This is a genomic window from Rhodoplanes sp. P11, assembly GCF_964266735.1.
GTDB lineage: Bacteria > Pseudomonadota > Alphaproteobacteria > Rhizobiales > Xanthobacteraceae > Rhodoplanes > Rhodoplanes serenus.
Genome location: NZ_CAXWGY010000018.1, coordinates 346,382 through 367,712, shown reverse-complemented (window position 1 = coordinate 367,712; position 21,331 = coordinate 346,382). Strand labels below are relative to the sequence as shown.

General features: G+C 72.0%; 19 protein-coding genes. 10 read left to right on the top strand and 9 right to left on the bottom strand.

The annotated features are described in order from the left end of the window. Positions 1-7: 7 nt before the first annotated feature. The 4 genes from ACFQUV_RS18550 to ACFQUV_RS18535 all read right to left on the bottom strand — a co-directional run bounded on the left by ACFQUV_RS18550 (position 8) and on the right by ACFQUV_RS18535 (position 4,617). On the bottom strand, positions 8-1,309 hold the full coding sequence (locus ACFQUV_RS18550; protein ID WP_244601500.1) for a nickel/cobalt transporter: 1,302 nt from the start codon (positions 1,307-1,309) through the stop codon (positions 8-10). Beyond that, positions 1,300-1,992: a DUF1007 family protein gene (locus tag ACFQUV_RS18545; protein ID WP_111387042.1), complete on the bottom strand. Its 693-nt coding sequence runs from the start codon at positions 1,990-1,992 to the stop codon at positions 1,300-1,302. Before ACFQUV_RS18545 ends, ACFQUV_RS18550 begins: the two co-directional genes overlap by 10 nt. A 146-nt stretch (positions 1,993-2,138) precedes the next feature. Then, positions 2,139-3,749 (bottom strand): gamma-glutamyltransferase family protein, encoded by a 1,611-nt coding sequence (locus ACFQUV_RS18540; RefSeq protein WP_129608273.1) that lies wholly within the window; start codon positions 3,747-3,749, stop codon positions 2,139-2,141. A gap of 61 nt (positions 3,750-3,810) precedes the next feature. Further along, positions 3,811-4,617, bottom strand: a complete 807-nt coding sequence (locus tag ACFQUV_RS18535; protein WP_129608274.1) for a creatininase family protein — start codon at positions 4,615-4,617, stop codon at positions 3,811-3,813. A 184-nt stretch (positions 4,618-4,801) separates the two neighbouring features. Here ACFQUV_RS18535 and ACFQUV_RS18530 point away from each other — a divergent pair, with 184 nt between their 5' ends. From ACFQUV_RS18530 to ACFQUV_RS18495, 8 genes are all read left to right on the top strand, one after another. Then, positions 4,802-5,797: an ABC transporter substrate-binding protein gene (locus tag ACFQUV_RS18530; RefSeq protein ID WP_371851690.1), complete on the top strand. Its 996-nt coding sequence runs from the start codon at positions 4,802-4,804 to the stop codon at positions 5,795-5,797. 49 nt (positions 5,798-5,846) lie between these two features. Beyond that, a complete protein-coding gene (locus tag ACFQUV_RS18525; RefSeq protein WP_129608276.1) occupies positions 5,847-6,629 on the top strand; it encodes an ABC transporter ATP-binding protein in 783 nt (260 codons plus the stop codon). Further along, positions 6,626-7,492 carry an ABC transporter permease gene (locus tag ACFQUV_RS18520; RefSeq protein ID WP_129608277.1) on the top strand — a complete coding sequence of 289 codons (867 nt, stop codon included), beginning with the start codon at positions 6,626-6,628 and terminating at the stop codon, positions 7,490-7,492. The genes ACFQUV_RS18525 and ACFQUV_RS18520 overlap by 4 nt, the downstream gene beginning before the upstream one ends. Positions 7,493-7,760: 268 nt before the next feature. Beyond that, the gene (locus ACFQUV_RS18515) at positions 7,761-8,672 is read left to right on the top strand and encodes a DMT family transporter (protein ID WP_207211412.1); all 912 of its coding nucleotides are present in this window, start codon (positions 7,761-7,763) and stop codon (positions 8,670-8,672) included. Between the two features lie 201 nt (positions 8,673-8,873). Then, entirely contained in the window at positions 8,874-9,914 is a 1,041-nt protein-coding gene (locus tag ACFQUV_RS18510) for a thiamine pyrophosphate-dependent dehydrogenase E1 component subunit alpha (RefSeq protein WP_111386858.1), read from the top strand. Continuing rightward, complete coding sequence (locus ACFQUV_RS18505; RefSeq protein ID WP_129608278.1) at positions 9,902-10,882, top strand: alpha-ketoacid dehydrogenase subunit beta; 981 nt, start codon at positions 9,902-9,904, stop codon at positions 10,880-10,882. The genes ACFQUV_RS18510 and ACFQUV_RS18505 overlap by 13 nt, the downstream gene beginning before the upstream one ends. 205 nt (positions 10,883-11,087) lie before the next feature. Then, positions 11,088-12,539, top strand: a complete 1,452-nt coding sequence (locus ACFQUV_RS18500) for an NAD-dependent succinate-semialdehyde dehydrogenase (protein ID WP_129608279.1) — start codon at positions 11,088-11,090, stop codon at positions 12,537-12,539. 103 nt (positions 12,540-12,642) lie between these two features. Further along, entirely contained in the window at positions 12,643-13,998 is a 1,356-nt protein-coding gene (locus tag ACFQUV_RS18495) for a dihydrolipoamide acetyltransferase family protein (protein ID WP_129608280.1), read from the top strand. A gap of 63 nt (positions 13,999-14,061) precedes the next feature. Here ACFQUV_RS18495 and ACFQUV_RS18490 read toward each other — a convergent pair whose 3' ends face one another. Beyond that, a complete protein-coding gene (locus ACFQUV_RS18490) occupies positions 14,062-14,736 on the bottom strand; it encodes a PH domain-containing protein (RefSeq protein WP_165363817.1) in 675 nt (224 codons plus the stop codon). A gap of 154 nt (positions 14,737-14,890) precedes the next feature. On the opposite strand from ACFQUV_RS18490, the gene ACFQUV_RS18485 reads away from it, so the two are divergent. Beyond that, positions 14,891-15,907 carry a 2-hydroxyacid dehydrogenase gene (locus ACFQUV_RS18485; RefSeq protein ID WP_129608282.1) on the top strand — a complete coding sequence of 339 codons (1,017 nt, stop codon included), beginning with the start codon at positions 14,891-14,893 and terminating at the stop codon, positions 15,905-15,907. 233 nt (positions 15,908-16,140) lie between these two features. Next, positions 16,141-16,764 (top strand): protease inhibitor Inh/omp19 family protein, encoded by a 624-nt coding sequence (locus ACFQUV_RS18480; protein WP_165363818.1) that lies wholly within the window; start codon positions 16,141-16,143, stop codon positions 16,762-16,764. Here ACFQUV_RS18480 and ACFQUV_RS18475 read toward each other — a convergent pair. The 4 genes from ACFQUV_RS18475 to ACFQUV_RS18460 are packed head-to-tail and all read right to left on the bottom strand — an operon-like array spanning position 16,754 to position 21,321. Next, the gene (locus tag ACFQUV_RS18475) at positions 16,754-18,304 is read right to left on the bottom strand and encodes a malonyl-CoA synthase (protein ID WP_129608284.1); all 1,551 of its coding nucleotides are present in this window, start codon (positions 18,302-18,304) and stop codon (positions 16,754-16,756) included. The two genes, ACFQUV_RS18480 and ACFQUV_RS18475, sit on opposite strands and share 11 nt — an antisense overlap. A 49-nt stretch (positions 18,305-18,353) precedes the next feature. Continuing rightward, the gene (locus ACFQUV_RS18470) at positions 18,354-19,754 is read right to left on the bottom strand and encodes an amidase (protein WP_129608285.1); all 1,401 of its coding nucleotides are present in this window, start codon (positions 19,752-19,754) and stop codon (positions 18,354-18,356) included. Then, positions 19,751-20,524: an ABC transporter permease gene (locus ACFQUV_RS18465; protein WP_111383235.1), complete on the bottom strand. Its 774-nt coding sequence runs from the start codon at positions 20,522-20,524 to the stop codon at positions 19,751-19,753. The genes ACFQUV_RS18470 and ACFQUV_RS18465 overlap by 4 nt, the downstream gene beginning before the upstream one ends. Next, positions 20,521-21,321 carry an ABC transporter ATP-binding protein gene (locus ACFQUV_RS18460; protein WP_111383234.1) on the bottom strand — a complete coding sequence of 267 codons (801 nt, stop codon included), beginning with the start codon at positions 21,319-21,321 and terminating at the stop codon, positions 20,521-20,523. Before ACFQUV_RS18460 ends, ACFQUV_RS18465 begins: the two co-directional genes overlap by 4 nt. Between the last annotated feature and the right edge of the window lie 10 nt (positions 21,322-21,331).

Below are 21,331 nucleotides of genomic sequence, written 5' to 3'. Positions count from 1 at the left end.
GTCCGGCTCAGATCATCCGCTCGCTGACCATGTAGCCGGCCAGCAGCGCCACCCCGAAGGCCAGCACGGCGACCGCCGCCAGCACCTCGAGGCCGCGCAGCGCCAGCGCGCCGGGACCGGGGCGGTGCTGCGCGAGACGGGTCGCCATCGCCTTGGCGCCCACCGCCACGGTGGCGATCGCCGTCACCGTGATGGCGGTGCCGAGCCCCATCGCGAAGGTGGCGCCGATGCCGGCCCAGAACAGCCCCTGCGCCAGCGCGAAGACCAGCACCAGGATGGCGCCCGAGCACGGCCGCAGGCCGACCGCCACGATGGCGGCGAGGCCGCGCGACCAGCCGCCTGGACCGGCGAGGTCCTGGGGCGCGGGCCCGTGGGCGTGGCCGCAGCCGTCGTGCTCGCAGCCGGGACCGTGGACGTGATCTTGGACGTGATCGTGGGGCGCCGGGGTGGCGTGACTGTGGGCGACGTGACTGTGGCCGGCGTGATGGTGGGGCTCGCTGCGGGCCACCGCATCGGGGCGCGCCAGCGTGAGCGTCGCTGCCGCCATCGGCGCCGTGGCCGCAGGCGCCGGATGATGATCGGGAGCCGCGTGCTGGTGCTGCGGAGGATGGCCGTCATCTCCGCAGCCGCAGCCCGCCGGATGAGGGTGGGCGGCCGGCGCCAGGGTCGGGACCGCCGCGGGTGCGGCCGCGGCAGGCCGGCGCGACGCCTGCCAGTCGCGCAGGGCGCGCCAGAAGCCGCGGCCCTTCAGCCAGACCAGGCGGGCGCCGACCAGCGCGATCAGGGCGTAGCTGACGATCTCGATCCAGCGCACCGCCGTGTTCATGTTGCGCGCCGTGGCGCCGAGCAGCGCCGCCGCGACGCCCACCACGGCGACCGCGACGGCGGCCTGGAGGAACGCCGACGCGAAGGACAGCACGACGCCGCGCCGCCAGGTCTCGTCGTTGGCGATCATGTAGGAGGAGATCACCGCCTTGCCGTGGCCCGGCCCGGCGGCATGGAACACCCCGTAGGCGAACGAGACGCCGAGCAGGCTCCACACCGCGCTGCCGTCCTGCTTGGCGGCCCGCACCAGCCCCGAGAGGGCGCGGTAGAAGCGCGCCTGCTCGGCGAGAATCCAGCCGACCAGGCCGCTCTCGGCCGGCGCCGGGACGGGGGGCCGCGGCACGCCGAATGGCGTCGTCTGGGCCAGCGCCGCGTCGGGCCCCGTCACGATCATCAGAGCGACCGCCACGAGGGCCGCCACTGCGAGTCCCGCGGCGACGAGGCCGGCCCGCCGCCCGGCCGGTGCCGCACCGCTCACGAGCATCGCACCGACACCTTGTTGGCGAACAGCTGGCCGACGCGGCTGTTGTCCTGGCCGAAGGCCGCCTCGCCGAGATTCTGGATCTTGGCGGCGCTCTCCTGGTCGGTCGGCTTGCGCACCGCCACCTTGCAGGCGTTGGGCGCGTTCTTCAGCACGAAGGGATCGCGCTCGCCGAACGAGAAGTCGACGAAGTAGCTCGGATCGTAGATCTCGAGGTCGACGCCCTTGGCCTTCTGGGGCGCCTTGAGCGGCAGCGTGAAGTGAAGGGTGAGCTGCGAGTCCTTGAACTCCAGCCAGTAGTCGACCGGATCGCCGAACGACTGATCCTTGCCGTCGAGCTTGGCGTAGGTGAAGAAGTCGTACTCCTTCAGCGACGTGACGTTGACCTCGGCCAGATCCTTCAGCTCGTCGCGGGTGAACACGCCCTTCTGCTTGGAGTCGAGCCCCTGGGTCGCGTAGGTCGAGAACATGTCGTCGAAGGTCCAGGCGTTGCGCACGCCCGTCACGCTGCCGTCGGCGCCGTAGATCAGCTCGCTCGCCATCACCACCCAGACATGCGGATGGGCGAGGCCCGGCCGCGGCAGCGCCACCAGGCCGGCGACGAGCGCGACCAGCACCGCGAGGGCGCGACGGCAGACAGTCCAGCGGCGAGCGGTCCCGCCATGGGGTGTCGTGCAGCGGGTCATGCGGGGGCGGCCCTCGGCTGGACGGCGGTTCGACGTGTCACGAAGTGCTTCGACCATAGCGGCGAGTAGGGCGGAAGGAAGGCTGCGGGCCGGCGCGGCCCAGGGCCGCAGCCGGCGTGCCGTGCCCGTCCCATATGCGGGAACCGTCATGCCCCGGCGGCGCCGCCGTCGGCGCGCGGATCGTGGGCGCCTTCGAGCGTCCCGTTCGGATGCAGCACCACGGCGCCCGCATGGCCCATGATCGAATCATAGGGTGCGGCGAGAATCTCGACGTCGTGGCCGGCGGCGCGCAGCCGGTCGAGCAGCCGGTCGGGGAAGCGCGGCTCCACCCGCAGGCTGTCGCGCGCCGCCCCCCAGGTGCGGCCGAGCAGCCAGCGCGGACGGTCGAGCGCCTCGGCGAGGGGCTGCCGGAACACGACGTGACGGGTGAACAGGGCGGCCTGTGTCTGCGGCTGCCCGTCGCCCCCCATGGTGCCGTAGGCCATCACCCGGCCATCGGCCAGCACGGCGAGCGCCGGGTTGAGGGTCTGGAACGGCAGCCGGCCGGGGGCGAGCGCCCGCAGCGCCTTGGGATCGAGCGAGAACCCGATGCCACGGTTCTGCATCAGCACGCCGGTGCGCGGGAGCACGCAGCCGGACCCGAACTCCCAGTAGACCGACTGGATGTAGGAGACGACGAGGCCGCTGGCGTCGGCCGCCCCCATCCACACGGTATCGCCCTTGCCGGGTGCCGCCGGCCACGGGGCCGCCGTGCGGCGATCGATGGCGGCGGCCTCGGTGGCCAGCGCCGCCGGATCGAGGACGCGCTCGGGCGGAGCGGGCAGGTGGTCGGGATCGGTCACCACCCGGTCGCGCACCCGGAAGGCGCGCTTGGTCGCCTCCACCAGGCCGTGGACGTGGTCGAAGTCCTCGGCCTCCGTCACGCCGAGGCGGTCGAACAGCGCCAGGACCATCAGCGAGGCGAGCCCCTGGGTCGGCGGTGGCGTGTTGTGGAGGGTGCCGGCGGCGAGCCGCACCGACAGCGGCGTCGTCACCTCGGCGTGGTGGCGCTCCAGGTCGGCCCGAGTGACCGGGCTGCCGATGCGGTCGAGATCGGCGGCGATCTCGCGGCCGACATCGCCGCGATAGAAGTCGTCGAGCCCGGCATGGGCGAGATGCTCGAAGGTGGCGGCGAGCGCCGGCTGGGCGAGACGGAGGCCGGCCGCCGGGGCCTTGCCGTCGACCAGGAAGGTCTCGGCGAAGCCGGGCACGGCGGCGAGCTCGGCGCGGTACGCCGCCGTGAGGGCCGCCTGGGCGGTGGTGACGGCGACGCCCTCGCGGGCCGCCCGGATGGCCGGGGCCAGCAGCAGGTCGAGCGGCATCCGGCCGCCGAGGGCGGCGGCGGCTTCGCGCGCAGTCGCCCAGCCGGCGACGGCGCCCGGCACCGTGAGGGCGGCGAGCGGCCCGCGGGCCGGGATCGTGTCGTGGCCGTGGTCGCGGTAAAAGGCGGCGCTCGCCCGCGCACCGGCGCGGCCGCCCGCCATCACGGCGCGCACCCGGCCGGACGGCTCGTGCACCAGCCAGAAGCCGTCGCCGCCGACATGGTTCATGTGCGGGTAGACGACCGCGATCATGGCGGCCATCGCCACCATGGCTTCGAGGGCGTTGCCGCCCTCGGCCAGCACGGCGCGGCCGGCCGCCGCGGCGGCCCGGTGGGGCGCGGCGGCGACGCCGCGGCGATGTCCGGCGGTGTGGAGGTCCGCGATCTGGAGGTCCATGGGGTCCGTCGTGACAGGGGCCGGTGCGCGGCGGTACCGGCCGGGGCGGAGGGACGCGGCGTCAGGGCGCCGGTGCGTCCTTGAGGCGGGCGAGATCGAAGCGGTCGACCTCGCGCAGCAGCTCGACGAACGCGCGGGCCGCATGGTCGAGGGTGGCGGCCCCCTTCCGGGCGGTGGCCGGGCGGGCATCGCCGACCGCGCCGGTCGCGTTGAGGTCCTGGGTCATCCAGCCGAACGGGGCCGGCGTATAGGGGTGCAGCCAGCGGAACTCGCGCTCGATCGCGACGCTCGCCGGGACCGCGTTGGCGATCGCCTCGGTGCGCACCGTCTCGGGCCGGTGCGCCAGCACGAGCGAGGTTTCAATATCGCCCGCATGGATGCCGTGATGCTGCTCGTCGCGGGCGAACACGCCGTCCGGATAGCCGAAGCGATGCCAGTGGGTGGTGACCACCAGCATGCCGAGCCGCACCCGCAGGTCGCGGGCGACGAGGTCGATCGCCTGGACGTTGCCGCCGTGGCTGGTGACGATGACGAGCTTGCGCAGCCCGGCCCGGTGGACGCTCTCGCCGATCTCGGTCCATGCCCTGAGCGCCGTCTCGGCGCTGAACGTCAGGGTGCCCGGGAAGGCGAGGTGCTCGGTGGAGTGGCCGATCGCCTGCACGGGCAGCAGGGTGGCCGGCAGGTCGGCCGGCAGCAGCGCCGCGACGCGGGCCAGATGCGCCTCGGCGATCAGCGTATCGGTGGCGACGGGCAGGTGCGGGCCGTGCTGCTCGACGGCGGCCACCGGCAGCACGGCGATCCAGCGGGCCGTGTCGGCGGACGCGAAGTCCCGCCACGTCATGTCGCCCCAGTGTGGTTTCGGCAGCATTGGCGTAAGACTCGATTGGCGTGACACTTGTGGTGGACGGCGATTCACGCGGCGCCGGGCGGGGCTCGCGGGCCTCTCGGGCGTCGCTGCCGCGCGTTCTACAGAGGATGAATTGATGCAGTTCGCAAGTCGATTCGGGCGGCACGCGGGGCTGCGGCCCCGCGCGCGGCGGGGCGCCATCGCCCTGCTGGCGGCGGGAGTGATCGGTGCCGTCCTGGCTGGCGTCGCCGGTGCCCAGCCGCTCGACAAGGTGACGTTCGGCACCAACTGGGTGGCGCAGGCCGAGCACGGCGGCTTCTACCAGGCGCTCGCCGACGGCACCTATCGCCGCTACGGCCTCGACGTCACCATCGTGCCGGGCGGCCCGCAGGTGAACAACCGTATCCTGCTGCCCGTCGGCAAGCTCGACTTCTTCATGAGCGCCAACACCCTCCAGGCGTTCGACGCGGTCGCCCAGAACGTCCCCACCGTGGTGGTCGCGGCGATGTTCCAGAAGGACCCGCAGGTGCTGATCGCCCATCCGGGCCAGGGCGTCGAGCGCTTCGCCGACCTCAAGCGGCTCACCCTGTTCGTCTCCAAGGAGGGCATGGCGAGCTACTTCCAGTGGCTGAAGGCCGAATTCGGATTCAGCGACCAGCAGGTGAAGCCCTACACCTTCAACGCGCAGCCGTTCCTGGCCGACAAGCGCAGCGCCATGCAGGGCTACCTGACCTCGGAGCCGTTCGCCATCGAGCGGCAGAGCCGAATCCGGCCGCTGGTCTTCCTGCTCGCCGACCAGGGCTTCGCCAGCTACTCGACCTTGATCGAGACCCGCCGCGACCTCGTGGAGAACAAGCCCGGCCTGGTGCAGCGTTTCGTCGATGCCTCCGTGGTCGGCTGGGCCACCTACCTGCACGGCGATCCGTCGGCCGGCAATGCGCTGATCAAGAAGCAAAACCCGGAGATGAGCGACGAGCTGATCGCCTATGGCATTGCCCAGATGAAGCAGCACGGTCTCGTCGATTCCGGCGATGCGGCGACGCTCGGCATCGGCGCCATGACGGACGCCCGCATGGCGACCTTCTTCGCCGCCATGGTGCGGGCCGGCGTGATCAAGCCGAACCTCGACTTCCGCCGCGCCTACACGCTCCAGTTCGTCAACAAGCGGGTCGGCCTCGACCTGCGATCCAACAAGCCCTGAGGCGGCCCGCGTGGCACCGGCGCCAGGGCCTGGGGTGACGACCGGCACGATGCCCGCCACCCCGCCCGCCATCGTCACGCTCGCCGGCGTGGGGAGGACGTTCGCGAACGGCACGCGGGCGCTCGCCGGGCTCGATCTCGCCGTGACGCGCGGCGAGTTCCTGTCGCTGCTCGGCCCCTCGGGTTGTGGCAAGTCGACGGCGTTGCGGCTGATCGCCGGCCTCGACCGTCCCTCGGCCGGTGTGTTGACATGGGGCGAGAGCGGCGCGCCGCCGCGGCCGGGCGATCTCGGCGTCGTCTTCCAGGAGCCGACCCTGATGCCGTGGGCGACGGTGGCCGGCAATGTGCGGCTGCCGCTGCGCCTCACCGGCGGCGCCCATGGGGGCGATGCCGACGCGCGCGTGTCGGCGGCGATCACCCGGGTCGGGCTCGACGGCTTCGCCGGCGCCTATCCGCGCGAGCTGTCCGGCGGCATGAAGATGCGGGTCGCCATCGCCCGCGCCCTGGTGACCGATCCGGCGCTCCTGCTGATGGACGAGCCGTTCGCGGCGCTCGACGAGATCACCCGCTTCCGCCTCGACAACGCGCTCTCGGCGCTGTGGGCCGAGCTCGGCAAGACGGTGGTGTTCGTCACCCATTCGGTGTTCGAGGCCGTCTATCTGTCGACCCGCATCGTCGTCATGGCGCCGCGGCCCGGGCGCGTCGTCGCCGATCTCGCCATCGACGCACCGTTTCCGCGCGGCGAGCGGTTCCGCACCTCGGCGGCGTTCGCGGCCCTGTGCCGCACCGTCGCCCAGGCGCTCGCCGACGCCATGGGGGAGGAGCTGGCATGACGACGCCGGGTCGCGGCGGCGCCCCGCCCGATACTCCCGCCGGCACCGATCGCTCGGGCGCGCCCCTCGCGGTCCCCGGATGGCGCGCCCGGATCGGCCGCCTCGCCCTGCCGGTGGCGGCGCTGGCGCTCGGCTGCCTCGTCTGGGAGCTGGCGGTGTGGGGTTTCGCGGTGCCGCCCTATGTGCTGCCGCCGCCCAGCACCGTGGCGGCGACGCTGTGGAGCGATCGCGCCCTGCTGCTGGACTCGCTCGTCGCCACGCTCACGACCACCGCCCAGGGATTCGCGCTCGCGGTGGTCGGCGGCGCCGGGCTCGCGATCCTGTTCAGCCAGTCGCGGCTGCTCGAAGGGGCGCTGTACCCCTACGCCGTCATCCTCCAGGTGACGCCGGTGGTGGCGGTGGCGCCGCTGCTGCTGATCTGGCTGCCGCAGCCTTTGGCGGTGCTCGCCTGCGCCTGGATCGTCGCGTTCTTCCCGATGCTCGCCAACACGACGCTGGGGCTGCGCTCGGTCGACCACAATCTCCTCGACCTGTTCGCGCTGTACGGAGCGTCGCGCTGGCAGCGCCTGCTGCGGCTCCAGGTGCCGGCGGCGCTGCCCACCATGCTGGCCGGCGCCCGCATCGCCGGCGGCCTGTCGCTGATCGGCGCCGTGGTGGCGGAGATCGCCGCGGGCTCCGCCGGGGCCGGCGCCGGACTGGCCTACCGCATCGCCGAGTCCGGGTACCGCCTGAACGTGCCGCGCATGTTCGCGGCGCTGCTGCTGCTGTCGCTCGCCGGCATCGCGGTGCATGCGGCGCTCTCGCTGGTGTCGTGGCTGATTCTGCGGCGCTGGCACGAGAGCGCGCTCCCGGGCCGGGCTTGAGGCCGGCGCGGTGCACGCTACCGCCGTTACCGCCGCGGTTCCGGGTGGCGTCCGAGGGCATCGTCATGCGACCCATGCGCGACCCGCCCTCGGCAGTGGCGGTCCGCGCGCCTATGTTGCATCGGCGGAGCAGAGCCGGCCGCAGCTTTCGGGCCGGGGCCTCCAGCCGCGATCCGCGGACCAACGGTGACGACGAGCGACAGATGACCACCCCCGACCCGTGCCGCGCCCTCGCGCGTCCCCGCCGCTTCGCCGGATCGTCGCACGCATGACACCGCCATCTCCGCCGACGCCGACGCCCGATGCGGCGCGGCTGCGCCGCCTGCGCCTCCTCGGCATCGCGCTGATGTGCGGCGCCGTCGCCTGCTTCACCTGCATCGACACCACGGCGAAGTATCTCGGCCGCCACTACGACATCATCGAGGTGGTGTGGGCGCGCTACGTGAGCGCCCTCGTGCTCGCCTTCCTGGTGTTCAATCCGCTGACCCGGCCGGGCGTGCTGCGCACCCGCCGGCCGCTGCTCCAGATCGGCCGCTCGGCGCTGCTGCTCGGCACCACCGTGTTCAACTTCCTCGCCCTCAAGTTCCTCCAGCTCGATCAGGCGCTCGCCATCATGTTCTCGACGCCCCTGATGGTGGCGGCGCTTGCCGGGCCGATGCTGGGCGAGCGGATCGGGCCGCGCCGCTGGGCCGCCATCGCGGTCGGCCTCGTCGGCGTCGTGCTGGTGCTCCAGCCCGGCTTCGGCGCCGTGCATCCGGCGGCCGTGCTGTCGGTGCTGGCGGCGGCGTGCTCGGCCTTCTACGCCATCGCGACGCGGGTGCTGGCGCGCTTCGATTCCGATGCGACGACGCTGTTCTACTCGAACCTGCTCGGCGTGCTGCTGCTCACCCCGCTCGTGCCGTTCGTATGGACGACGCCGACCGACCCGCTCCACCTCGCCCTGATGGTGATGTTCGGCGCCTTCGGCAGCCTGGGGCACTATCTGCTGATCGTCGCCCATCGCCACACGCCGGCCTCGGTGCTGTCGCCGTTCATCTACACCCAGCTTCTGTGGGTGGTGGCGGCGGGCTGGCTGGTGTTCGGCGACGTGCCCAATCAATGGACTCTCGCCGGGGCCGCCGTGGTGATCGCCTCGGGCCTCTATCTGGTCCACCGCGAGCGCGTGCGCCGGACGGGCTGACGGGCCATGTGGGCCAGGGGCCGGGCGGTGTTGTTTCGCAGTGCAGCAACGGGCCGGGCCTGATCACGAGGGCGGCGTCGCGATGCCGGTCGACTCGCCCGATGCGGCGTTCCTGCCCACCGTGCCGAGTTGACAACCGAAGCGGCGGCGCCCGATACATTTCACATCCCTCCTCGATCCTCCCCCTCCGAGGTTCCCGTCATGGTCAAGAAGCCTGTCCGCGCGCCCGACGACCGGACCGCGCCTGCGCGCGCCAACGACGATCTCGGCGAGGAGCTGCGGCTGCGCCTCTATCGGAGCCAGCAGGTGATCCGCCAGGCGGAACAGCGCGCCTACGACCTGTTTCTCCAGAACCTGGTCAAGGGAACCAGCCACCTGTCGCTCGGCCAGGAGGCGATCGCGGCCGGCTTCGCCACCGCGATGCGGCCGGGCGACCTGTCGTTCTGCACCTATCGGGGCCATGCCCACACGCTCGCCCGCGGCGTGCCGGTCGAGAAGGTGCTGGGTGAGCTGATGCAGCGTGACAACGGATTGATGCGCGGCAAGGGCGGCTCCATGCATCTCACCTCGGTGGAGCACGGCGTGATGGGCTCCTACGCCATCATCGGGGCGCATCTGCCGATCGCCTGCGGGGCGGCGCTGACCGCCCAGTACAAGGGGCTGGACGACGTCGCGGTGTGCTTCTTCGGCGACGGCACCACCAATATCGGCGCTTTCCACGAGGCGCTGAACTTCGCCGCCGTGTGGGCGCTGCCGGTGGTGTTCGTGTGCGAGAACAATCTCTACATGGAATACACGGCGATCCACGAGGTGACGGCGGTGAAGCATCCGGCCGCCGACCGCGCGAGCGCCTACGGGCTCGACCGCATCGTCATCGACGGCAACGATGCCGACGTGGTGTACCGCACCGCGCAGGCCGCCTTCGCCAGGGCGCGGGCCGGCGAGGGGCCGTCGCTGATCGAGTGCCTGACCTATCGGCACAGCGGCCACTCGCGTGCCGATCCGGCGAAGTACCGCCCCGAGGGCGAGCTGGAGCGCTGGAAGGAGCGCGACCCGATCAAGATCTACCGCGAGCGGCTGGCCCAGTTCGGCATCGCCGAGAGCGCCATGACGGCGATCGACCAGGAGGTCGCCCGTATCGTCGACGCGGCCACCGAAGCCTGCAAGGCGGCGGCGCCGCCGCCCGACGACATCCTGTTCACCGACGTCTATGCGGATGGGGGCTGGGCATGGCGGAACTGACCTACCGCGACGCGGTCGCCCGCGCCATCGCCCAGGAGATGGCACGCGATCCCGACGTGATCTTCTTCGGCGAGGACGTCGCCAAGGCGGGCGGCGTGTTCAAGGCGACCGTCGGCCTGCTGGAGCAGTTCGGCCCGAAGCGCGTGCGCGACTGCCCGATCTCCGAGCAGGCGATTCTCGGCGCCGCCATGGGGGCCGCGATGACCGGCCTGAAGCCGATCGCCGAGATCATGTTCTCGGACTTCCTCGCGGTCTGCTTCGATTATGTCGCGAACGAGTTCCCGAAGAGCCGCTACATGACGGCCGGCCAGGTGAAGTGCCCGCTCGTGGTGCGCACGGGCAACGGCGCCGGCTCGCGCTTCGGCGCCCAGCACTCGCAGAGCGTCGAGAACTGGTGCATGATGATCCCCGGCCTCAAGGTGGTGGCACCGTCGACGCCGCGCGACGTGATCGGGCTGCTCGCCGCCGCGGTGCGCGATCCCGATCCGGTGATCTTCTTCGAGCACAAATCGCTCTACGCCGTGAAGGGCGAGGTGCCGGACGGCGAGATCGTCGACACGCTCGGCACGGCGAAGATCGTGCGGTCGGGCCGCGACGCGACCGTGCTGGCGCTCGCCCTGATGGTGCCGCGCGCCCTGGCGGCGGCCGAGATCCTCGCCGCCGAGCACGGCATCGAGGTCGAGGTGATCGACGTGCGCTCGCTGGTGCCGCTCGACATGCAAACCATCCTGGGCTCGGTCGGCCGCACCCACCGGCTGTTCACCGTGGAGGAAAATCCGCGGCTGTGCGGCTGGGGCGCCGAGATCGTGTCGATCGCGGTCGAGGAGGCGTTCTACGATCTCGACGGCCCGCCGGTGCGGATCACCACGCCGCATATTCCGCTGCCGGCGGCCGACACGCTCGAAGACATCGTGCTGCCGACGCCGGCCCGTATCGTCGAGACGATTCGGCGGGCGTTGGGAAGCTGATCACGCGCACGCCGGCGGCGCTCACCTCTCCCCGCCCGCGGGGAGAGGTCGGACGCCACGCCGAAGGCGTGGAGGCCGGGTGAGGGGGGCCAGCTAGAGGCTCGGCGTCCCGGCGACACCCCTCACCCCGACCCTCTCCCCGCCCGCGGGGAGAGGCAGCGCGTCCGTCGGATGGCGGACGACGGACACAGATCGAGGACGAGACATGTATGACAACCTGATCGCCGGCGTTCCGACGGATCTGTGGATCGGCGGCGCATGGCGCCCCTCTTCCGACGGATCGCGCTTCGACGTGATCGATCCGGCCACCGAGGCGGTGATCACCTCGGTGGCGAGCGGCACCGTCGAGGACGCCGAGGCGGCCGTCGAGGCGGCCGCCGCGGCCGGCGCCGAATGGGCGGCGAAGAAGCCGCGCGAGCGCGGCGAGATCCTGCGCAAGGCGTTCGAGCTGTTCACCAAGGAGAGTGAGCGCTTCGCCAAGCTGATCACGCTGGAGAACGGCAAGGCGCTGCCGGATTCGCGCGGCGAGGTCGCCTATGCGGCCGAGTTCTTCCGCTGGTTCGCCGAGGAGGGCGTGCGCAATCTCGGCCAGCTCTATCACGCACCGTCCTCAGGGGCGCGCATCATGGTGCAGCACCGGCCGGCCGGCGTCGCCTGCCTGGTGACGCCGTGGAACTATCCGGCCGCGATGGCGACCCGCAAGATCGCCCCGGCGCTCGCCGCCGGCTGCACCGTGGTGCTCAAGCCGGCCTCGGAGACGCCGCTCACCATGCTGGCGCTGATGCCGCTCTTGGCCGAGGCCGGGGTGCCGCCCGGCGTCGTCAACGTGGTGCCGTCGCGCCGCTCCGGCGCGGTGGTGTCGGCAATGCTGCACGACATGCGGGTCCGCGTCGTCTCCTTCACGGGCTCGACCGAGGTCGGTGTCAAGCTCTTGCGCGAAGCGGCCGACAACGTGGTGCGGCCCGCCATGGAGCTCGGCGGTAACGCGCCGTTCCTGGTGTTCGAGGATGCCGACATCGACGCCGCCGTTGACGGCGCCATGATCGCCAAGATGCGCAACCAGGGCGAAGCCTGCACGGCGGCGAACCGCTTCTATGTCCACGAGGCCGTCCACGACGCCTTCGTCGACAAGCTGACGGCCCGCATGGCGGCGCTGAAAATGGGCAACGGGCTCGACGAGAGCGTGGCGCTCGGCCCGCTGGTCAACGCCGACACGCGCGACAAGGTGCAGGAGCTGGTCGACGACGCCGTCGCCAAGGGCGCCAAGGTGACGGTCGGCGGTCGCCGCCCGGACGGCAAGGGCTTCTTCTATCCGGCGACGGTGCTGACCCACATCGCCGACGACGCCAAGCTGCTGCGTGAGGAGATCTTCGGGCCGGTCGCGGCGATCAAGACGTTCCGCGCCGAGCAGGAGGCGATCGACGCCGCCAACGCCACCGAATATGGGCTCGCCGCCTATCTCTACACCAAGGATCTGAGCCGCGGCCTGCGCGTCTCGGAGAAGCTCGACTTCGGCATGATCGGCCTCAATCGCGGCCTGATGTCGGACCCGGCGGCGCCGTTCGGCGGGATGAAGCAGTCGGGTCTCGGGCGCGAGGGCGCGCACGAGGGCCTGATGGAGTTCCTGGAAACGCAGTACGTCTCGGTGAACTGGTGAGACTGAAGGCCGGCGACGCGCCGGCTCTCCCTCTCCCCGCATGCGGGGAGAGGTGAGAAGAGGCCCCCGCAGCGGCAAGTGCCTTGCAGAGAACGGGACCGCGATGGACATCCTGATGCCGCAGCTCGGCGAGACCGTCGCCGAAGGCAAGATCACCACCTGGTTCAAGGCGGTCGGCGACACCGTCGCGCCCGGCGACAACCTGTTCGAGATCGAGACCGACAAGGTCTCGATGGAGGTGCCGGCGATCAGCGGCGGTGTCCTCGCCGAGATCCGGGTGCCGGCCGGCACCGTGGCGCCGGTCGGTGCCGTGGTGGCGGTGGTGTCGGGGGACGCCGTCGCCGCCGGACCGGCGCCGACGGGCGCGTCCGCGTCGGGCGCACCGCCCGTCCCGATGGCGGCGGCCCCGGGCCGCGCGTCCGCGGCCGCCGCGTCGTTGCCGGCGCCGTCGGTCGCGCGCTCCTTCGTGGCCTCGGCCGCCTCGTCTGCGCCGCTCGATCCGTTCCACGCGGTGCGCACGCCCGCTCGCAACTACGGCCCGGCTCGGCTCGCCGGTGGCCGCACCGTCACGCCGCTCGCCCGTCGGCTCGCCGCCGAGGCCGGCATCGACCTCGCGGGCCTCGCCGCGAGCGGCCCCTACGGCCGCATCGTGGCGCGCGACGTCGAGGCCGCGATCACCCACGGCGCCGCCGGCGCGCCGTCGCTCCCCGCCAGCCCGACGGCGGATCGCGTCAAGGCGCTGTACGAGCCCGGCATCGTCACCGAGCTCCCGGCCGACCAGATGCGCAAGACCATCGCGGCGCGTCTGGTCGAGGCCAAGCAGACGGTGCCGCATTTCTATCTCACCGGCGACGTCGCCCTGGATCGCCTGCTGACGCTCCGTCACGAGGCGAACGCGGCGGCCCCTCACGATGCCGACGGCAATCCTCTCTGGCGCCTCTCGGTGAACGATCTGGTGCTCCGCGCGCTCGCCCGCGCGCTGGTGCGGGTGCCGGACGCCAACGCGGTGTGGGCCGAAGATCGCATCTTGCGCTTCTCGCGTGTCGATGTCGGCATCGCGGTGGCGCTCGACGGCGGGCTGATCACGCCGGTGCTGCGCGACGCCGCCGGCAAGCCGATGAGCGCTGTCGCCGCCGAGGCCAAGGACCTGATCGCCCGCGCGCGCGCCCGCCGGCTGGCGCCGGCCGAGTATCAGGGCGGCGTCTCCACGGTGTCCAATCTCGGCATGTACGGCATCAAGGAGTTCGCCGGCATCGTCAATCCGCCGCAGTCGACGCTGCTGGCGGTCGGTGCCGCCGAGCGCCGCCCGGTGGAAGCCGCGGACGGTGGCGTGCGCTTCGAGACCCGGATGACGCTGACGCTGTCGTGCGACCATCGCGTCGTCGACGGGGCGCTCGGGGCGAAGCTGCTGGCCGCGGTCCGGGACGCCATCGAGCATCCGGTCGGCCTCTTGGTGTAGGGCGGCCGGATCACGCCGTCGCGGATCACGCCGTCGCGGGGCACGTCGTCGCGGGTCACGTCGTCAGCGGGCCGGCGCCGCCGCAGCCGGCTCGGGGCTGGGGGGCGGCGCGGCCGGAGCAGCGGTCGCCAGGGCGGCCGTCTCGCGGTCCGGGTCGAGAGGCGCCGGCACCGCGGCGACCGGCAGGCTCGCGAGCGCCACGGCGGCCGGCCCCGCCGGACCGACCGCGACGGGTGGCGGCCGCAAGGCGTGCTCGCCGGCGATGACGTGGCTGCGCAGCCGGTTGGGTGCCGCGATGCGGTTCAGCCGGTCGGCCCCGATGCTGCTGACGATGCCGTTCACGGTGATGTCGCCGAAGTCGAGCATCTGCCCGAGCACGCCCTGATCGACATCGATCCGCTCGATGCGATCGAGCGGCATCTCGCTGGTCGAGCGGTGCAGCAGGCCCGACTTGTAGATCACCCGCCGGTCGGTGACGGCGATCTCGGTGAGGCGGCGGCGGTACCAGGCGCGCGCGAGCAGCGCGGCCCCGACCGCCAGGAAGGCCAGTGCCAGGCCGCTCCACAGCCCGTCCAGGCTGTCGGCCAGCTCGTCGTTCAGGTAGGAGATCACCGCCGGCGTCAAGCTGGCGGCCGCCAGCGCCACGCAGCCGAGCCCGGGCAGATACAGCACCCAGTGCCGGCCGGTGCGGAACCGGACGGTCTCTCCCGGCAGGAGGACGGTGTCGACGTAGCCCATGCGGTTCCGGCCCCTGTGGCTGCGTTCCGGATTCGGCCCCCAGGGATAGCGCGTTTCGCCCTCCGCCGGAACGCCCGGCCGGCAGTGCCTTGCCGGGCCGGACCCGTCGCTGTTAAGCCGGACGGGCAGGATAATCAAAACGGGGAGGATCACCATGACGGCGGACAAGCCGGAGATTCTGCTGGTCGGCACCGCCAAGCCGGTGATCGTCGGCGGCCTCGATCCGATCGCGACCGTCCATCGGATGATCGAGGCTGAGGATCCCGAATCGTTCCTGGCGGCGATCGCCGAGCGGGTGCGCGGCATCGCGGTCGCCTACACGGCCAACCGCATCGACGCCGCCTTCATGCAGCGGTTTCCACGGCTGGAGATCGTGGCGAGCTTCGGGGTCGGCTACGACCATGTCGATGCCGCCTGGGCGGGCCGCAACGGCATCGTGGTCACCAACACGCCCGAGGTGCTCGACGAGGAGGTGGCCGACACGGCGCTCGGCCTGCTGCTCTGCACGGTGCGCGAGCTGCCGCAGGCGGAGCGGCATCTGCGCGCCGGCAAGTGGGCGGAGACGCCCTATCGGCTGAGCCGTGCGACGCTACGCGACCGCACCGTCGGGCTGGTCGGCATGGGGCGGATCGGCCGCGCCATCGCGCGCCGGCTCGATGCCTTCCGGGTGCCGGTCGTCTATCACACCCGCCGGCCGGTCGCCGACGTCCCGTACCGTCACTATCCCTCGCTGGTCGCCATGGCGCGCGACGTCGACATCCTGCTCGCCATCGTGCCGGGCGGCGAGGCGACCCGCCATCTGATCGACGCCGAGGTTCTGGCGGCGCTCGGCCCCGACGGCATCCTGATCAACATGGCGCGCGGCTCGGTGGTCGACGAGGCGGCGCTGATCCGGGCGCTCCAGGCGCGCACCATCCTGTCGGCCGGGCTCGACGTCTACGCCACCGAGCCGCTCGTGCCGGCCGAGCTGATCGCCATGGAGCACGTCGTGCTGTTCCCGCATCTCGGCTCCGGCTCGGTCCACACCCGCGCCCGCATGGACCAGCTCGTGGTCGACAATCTCGCCTCGTGGTTCGCCGGCGACGGCCCGAAGACCCCGGTGCCGGAGACGCCGTGGCGGCCGGGCGGCGGGGCCGTGGCGGGTGCGGCCGGCGCGGTATCGGCCGGCTGAGGGCGGTCGCACCGGCACCCGTGCGCCGCGTGGCGGACCGCTTCGCCGCGTGCTAGCCTTGCCGGATGCGCAGTCGTCCGTCCGATCGCCATTCGCCATTCGCCGTCAGGGGGATTGCCCCGCGGATTATCGTCGTCCTCCTCGGCACGGTCCTGCTGGCCGGCGCCGCCCGGGCCCAGCCCCAGACTCCTCCCGCCGCGCCGGCGCCCGCGCTGGGCGAGGCGGTCCGCGCCATGACCGGGGCCCCCTGGGAGTTCTCCAACGCCGACCGCGATCGCCGCTGCACCGTGACGTTCCGCGCCGATGCGGCCGCCAAGCCCGGGCTGCCGGCGGCGACCGGATCGGCCGGCATGCGGCTCGATCTGGAGCGGAGCTGCACCGAGGTCTTCCCGTTCCTCCGTGACGTCGTCGCCTGGACGCTCGGCGACAACGACTTTCTGCGCTTCGTCGACGCGCGCGGCCGGCCGCTGCTGGAGTTCAGCGAGGTCGAGCACGGGCTCTACGAGGCGCCCAAGCAGGGCGAGGGCATCCTGTTCCTGCAACCCGTCGCGGTGGTGGAGCGGCCGGCCCCGAGCCCGAACGAGCTGGCCGGCACCTGGACCGTCAAGCGCAGCGGCCGGCCGCTGTGCAGCGTGACGCTCGCCACCACGCCGATCGGCGACGGCTTCGCGCTGCGGCTGGCCAATGGCTGCGACGCGGCGATCACCCGCTTCGCTCCCACCGCCTGGGCGATCGACCGCGGCGAGCTGGTGCTGAACGGGGCCCGCAACCAGGTCTGGCGCTTCGAGGAGACGGAGCCGAAAACCTGGCAGCGGGTGCCGGCGAGCAACGACCCGATCCAGATGGTCAGGCCGTAGCGGCGGAGCGTCTCGGCGCGGCGCCTCGCATGTCGTACAGCGCCCCGTAGGTCTCCCGCAGCACCGCCTTCTGGACCTTGCCGATGGCGTTGCGCGGCAGCTCCGGCAGCACGACGACCTGCTTGGGCAGCTTGAAGCGGGCGAGCCGGCCTTCGAGGCCGGCCAGGATCGCGGCGCCGTCGAGCGGGCTGCCGGGCCGCGCCACCACGGCGGCGGTGACGCCTTCGCCGAAATCCGGATGCGGCACGCCGAACACCGCGCTCTCCAGCACGCCGGGCAGCGCGTCGATCTCGGTCTCGACCTCCTTGGGATAGACGTTGTAGCCGCCCGTGATGATCAGGTCCTTGCCGCGCCCGACGATGTGGACGTAGCCGCGGTGATCGATCATGCCGAGATCGCCGGTGACGAAGAAGCCGTCGTGGCGGAACTCCGACCGCGTCTTCTCGGGATTGCGCCAGTAGCCCTTGAACACGTTGGGCCCACGCACCTCGATCATGCCGATCTCGCCGGGGCCGAGCGTGTGCCCCTTGTCGGGATCGGTCACCCGCAGGTCGACGCCGGGCAGCGGGAAGCCGACGGTGCCGGCGATACGCTCCTCGTCATACGGGTTCGAGGTGTTCATGCCGGTCTCGGTCATGCCGTAGCGCTCCAGAATGGCGTGTCCGGTGCGCGCCTGCCACGCCGCGTGGGTCTCCGACAGCAGCGGTGCCGAGCCGCAGACGAACAGCCGCATGTGGGCGCAGGCGTCGCGCGTCAGCCCCGGATGCTGGAGCAGGCGCACATAATAGGTCGGCACCCCCATCAGGGTGGTGGCCCGCGGCAACAGCCGCAGGATCTCGTCGGCGTCGAAGCGCGGCAGGAACAGCATGCGGGCGCCGGCCAGCAGCGCCACATTGGTGGCGACGAACAGGCCGTGGGCATGGAAGATCGGCAGCGCGTGCAGCAGCACGTCGTCGCCGGTGAAGCGCCAGCACGCCATCAGGGTCAGCGCGTTCGACAGCAGATTGTCGTGGCTGAGCATGGCGCCCTTGGAGCGCCCGGTGGTGCCCGAGGTGTAGAGGATGGCGGCGAGATCGTCCGGCCCGCGGTCGGCATCCGCGAAGGTGGCTGGCTTGCCGGCCGCCCGCGCGACCAGGCTGCCGCGCCCGGTCGCATCGAGCGTTTCGATGGCGATGGCGCGCCCGGCCACCAGGGCGCGGACGCCGTCGGCCCGCTCCGGATCGCAGACGACGAGCGTCGGCTCGGCATCGTCGAGGAAGTAGGCGAGCTCCGCCAGCGTGTAGGCGGTGTTGAGCGGCAGGAACACGGCGCCGGCGCGCAGGCAGGCGAGATAGAGCAGGATCGCCTCCGGGCTCTTCTCCACCTGCACGGCGACGCGATCACCGACGGCGACGCCGACCTCGCGCAGCGCATGGGCGAGTGCGGCGCTGCGGGCCAGCATGGCGGCGAAGCTGATCTGCTGCCCGTCCGGTGTCTCGATGAACAGGCGGGCGGGATCGGCGATACGGGCCGTGACGGCGGCGAAGACATGCGAGCTCACGGGATGGCCTCCGCGGGATGCGAACGGGCTCTTCTGATCGGGCCGGCGCTCAGCCGGCGAGGGCGGGGCGGCCGATCGGGCGCAGGCGCTCGACCGCATGGGCGATGCCCAGCACCCGCCCCTCGTGGAAGCGCGGGCCGACGATCTGCAAGCCGACCGGCAGGCCGGCGGCCGACAGGCCCGCCGGCACCGAGGCGGCCGGCACGCCCATGATGGAGAACACGAAGGTCGGCGCCACCCAGTCGATATAGGTGCGCATCGGCTTGCCGGCGATCTCGGTCGGATAGTTCTGGTCGGCCGCGAACGGCTCCACCGGCACGCAGGGCGTCAGCAGCGCGTCGTAGCGGCGCAGCACCGCGGCGAGCCGCCGCCAATTGTCGCTGCGCAGCCGGTCGGCGCGGGCGAGATCCCGCACCGTCGTCGCCAGGCCGAGCCGGATGTTGTTCGCCACATTGACCCCGAAGCCGTCGAGATCGTCGATGCGCTCGTAGTGCTGGCCGACGAACCACAGGCCCCGCATGGCGAGGAACGCCTCGCGGGCGGACGACAGGTCGAGATCGATCTCCTCGACGATGGCGCCGGCGCCTTCGAGATCGCGCACCGCCTCGCGGCAGCGTGCCTCGATCTCCGGGTCCACCCCGATGCGGGCCACGTCCGGGCACCAGGCGTAGCGGCGGCCCCTGACGTCGTAGCGTGCCACCTCGTCGGACACCGGGGTCGAGGGCACCGACAGCGGATGGTCGGAGCTGAAGCCCGACTGGACGTCGAGCAGCGCCGCGACGTCCAGCGCGGTGCGGGCCATCGGGCCGTTCACCTGCCACGGATCGTCGGCGACCGGCACCGGCACCGACGGCACCCGCCCGGGTGTCGGCCGCAGCCCGACGACGCCGCAGAAGGCCGCCGGCACCCGCAGGCTGCCGCCGAGATCGGTGCCCTCGGCGAGCCAGATCATGCGGGCCGCGAGCGCCGCCGCTCCGCCGCCGGTGGAGCCGCCGGGCGAGTGCTCCGGGTTCCACGGATTGCGGGTCGCCCCGAACACGGCGTTGAAGGTACTGGCGCCGGCCGCGAACTCTGGCGTGTTGGTCTTGCCGATCACGATGGCACCCGCCGCCTTGGCGCGCGCCACCGTGAGGGCGTCGGCCTCCGGGACGTGGCGCGCGTGGCGCGGCGACCCGTAGGTGGTGCGGATGCCGGCGGTGTCGATCACGTCCTTGACGCCGAGCGGCACGCCGGCGAGCGGCCCGCCGTCCTCGCCGCGGGCGAGCCGGCCGTCCAGGGCGCGGGCGGCCGCGACCGCCTGCTCCCGCGCCACCGTGCAAACGGCGTTCAGGGACGGGTTGACGGCGTCGATGCGGGAGAGCGTCGCCTCGACGACCTCCACCGCACCGATGGCGCGGCGGCGCACCTTCTCGGCGAGCGCCACCGCGCTCCAGTCGAACATCTCGCTCATTTGCCGGACCAATGCACCAGGCGGCGCTCGGCCACCTGGAAGAGCAGGTTGAGACAGTAGCCGAGCGCGCCGGCCGCGAAGATCGCCGCGTACATGTCGGGCATCTGGAGGAGCTGCTGCGCCTCGAAGACGCGGTGCCCGAGCCCGTCGGCGGAGCCGATGAACATCTCGGCCACCACCACGATGACGAGCGCGAGCGAGACGCCGTTGCGCAGGCCCACGAAGGTCTGCGGCAGCGATTCGAGCAGCGTCACCTCGAACAGGATGCGGGCCCGCGAGGCGCCCATCACCTTGGCGGCGAGCAGGCGGTTCTTGCGCGCGTTCATCACGCCGTAGGCGACGTTGAACAGGATGACCAGCGCGGCCCCGAAGGTCGCCACCAGGATCTTGGTCTCGTCGCCGACCCCGAAGACGACCAGGAACAGCGGGAACATCGCCGAGGCGGGCGTCGAGCGGAAGAAGTCGATGACGAACTCGAGCGCCAGGTAGAGCCGCGGCCACGAGCCGAGCACGATGCCGAGCGGGATGGCGAGCACCATGGCGATCAGCGTCGCCAGGATGGTGCGCTCCACCGTGCGCAGGAAGTCGTGCAGCAGCGTGCCGTCGGCGACGCCGGTCCACATCGCCTTCATGGTCTCCCACGGCGACGGCAGGAGAACCGGATCGACCAGCTTGGCGGCGATCGCCGCGTACCACAGGAGGACCAGGACGACGACGCCGACGACCGGCAGCAGGCTGTCGCGGATCGGAAACGAGGCGGCGGACCTCATGACTTGCGCACCTCCCGCTGGAACACGTCGAGGCAGTGGCCACGGAGCTGGGTGAAGACGGGATCGACCAGGGTTTCCGGATTGCGCGGCCGCGGGCACGGGATCTCCGGATAATCCGCGATGGTGGTCGGCGCTCGCGACAGCAGCAGCACCTTGTCGGCCATGTAGACGGCTTCCTCCAGATCGTGCGAGACCAGCACCATGGTCATGCGGGTCTCGTTGAAGATGTGCTGGAGCTGGTCGCGCATGAACAGCGTCATCTCGTAGTCGAGCGCCGAGAACGGCTCGTCCAGGAACAGCACCTCGGGCTCGACGATCAGCGCCCGCATGATCGAGACGAGCTGCTGCTGGCCGCCCGACATCTCGTAGGGATAGCGCTTGAGATCGATCTTGACGTCGAACTTGGCGACCAGACGCGCGACCCGGGCGTCGCGCTCGGCCTTCGGCACCTTGGCAACCCGCAGCGGGTATTCGATGTTGTCGATCGCCCGCAGCCAGGGGAACAGGGCCTCCCGGTAGTTCTGGAAGACGTAGCCGATGCGCACGTCGCGCACCGGCTTGCCGCCGATGCGGATCTCGCCGCCGTCCACGGGGATCAGCCCGGCGATGAGATTGATGAGCGTGCTCTTGCCGCAGCCGTTGGGGCCGAAGATCGAGACGAAGCGACCGCGCGGGATGTCGACGTCGAAGCCGTCGTAGATCGTCACCGATCCGAACGACTTGCGCAGACCGCGAACCGTGACGTGCGGAACGTCCACGACGGGAACCTCTTTGAGAGCGACAGCGAGTCGGGCCATGGGGGTCCTC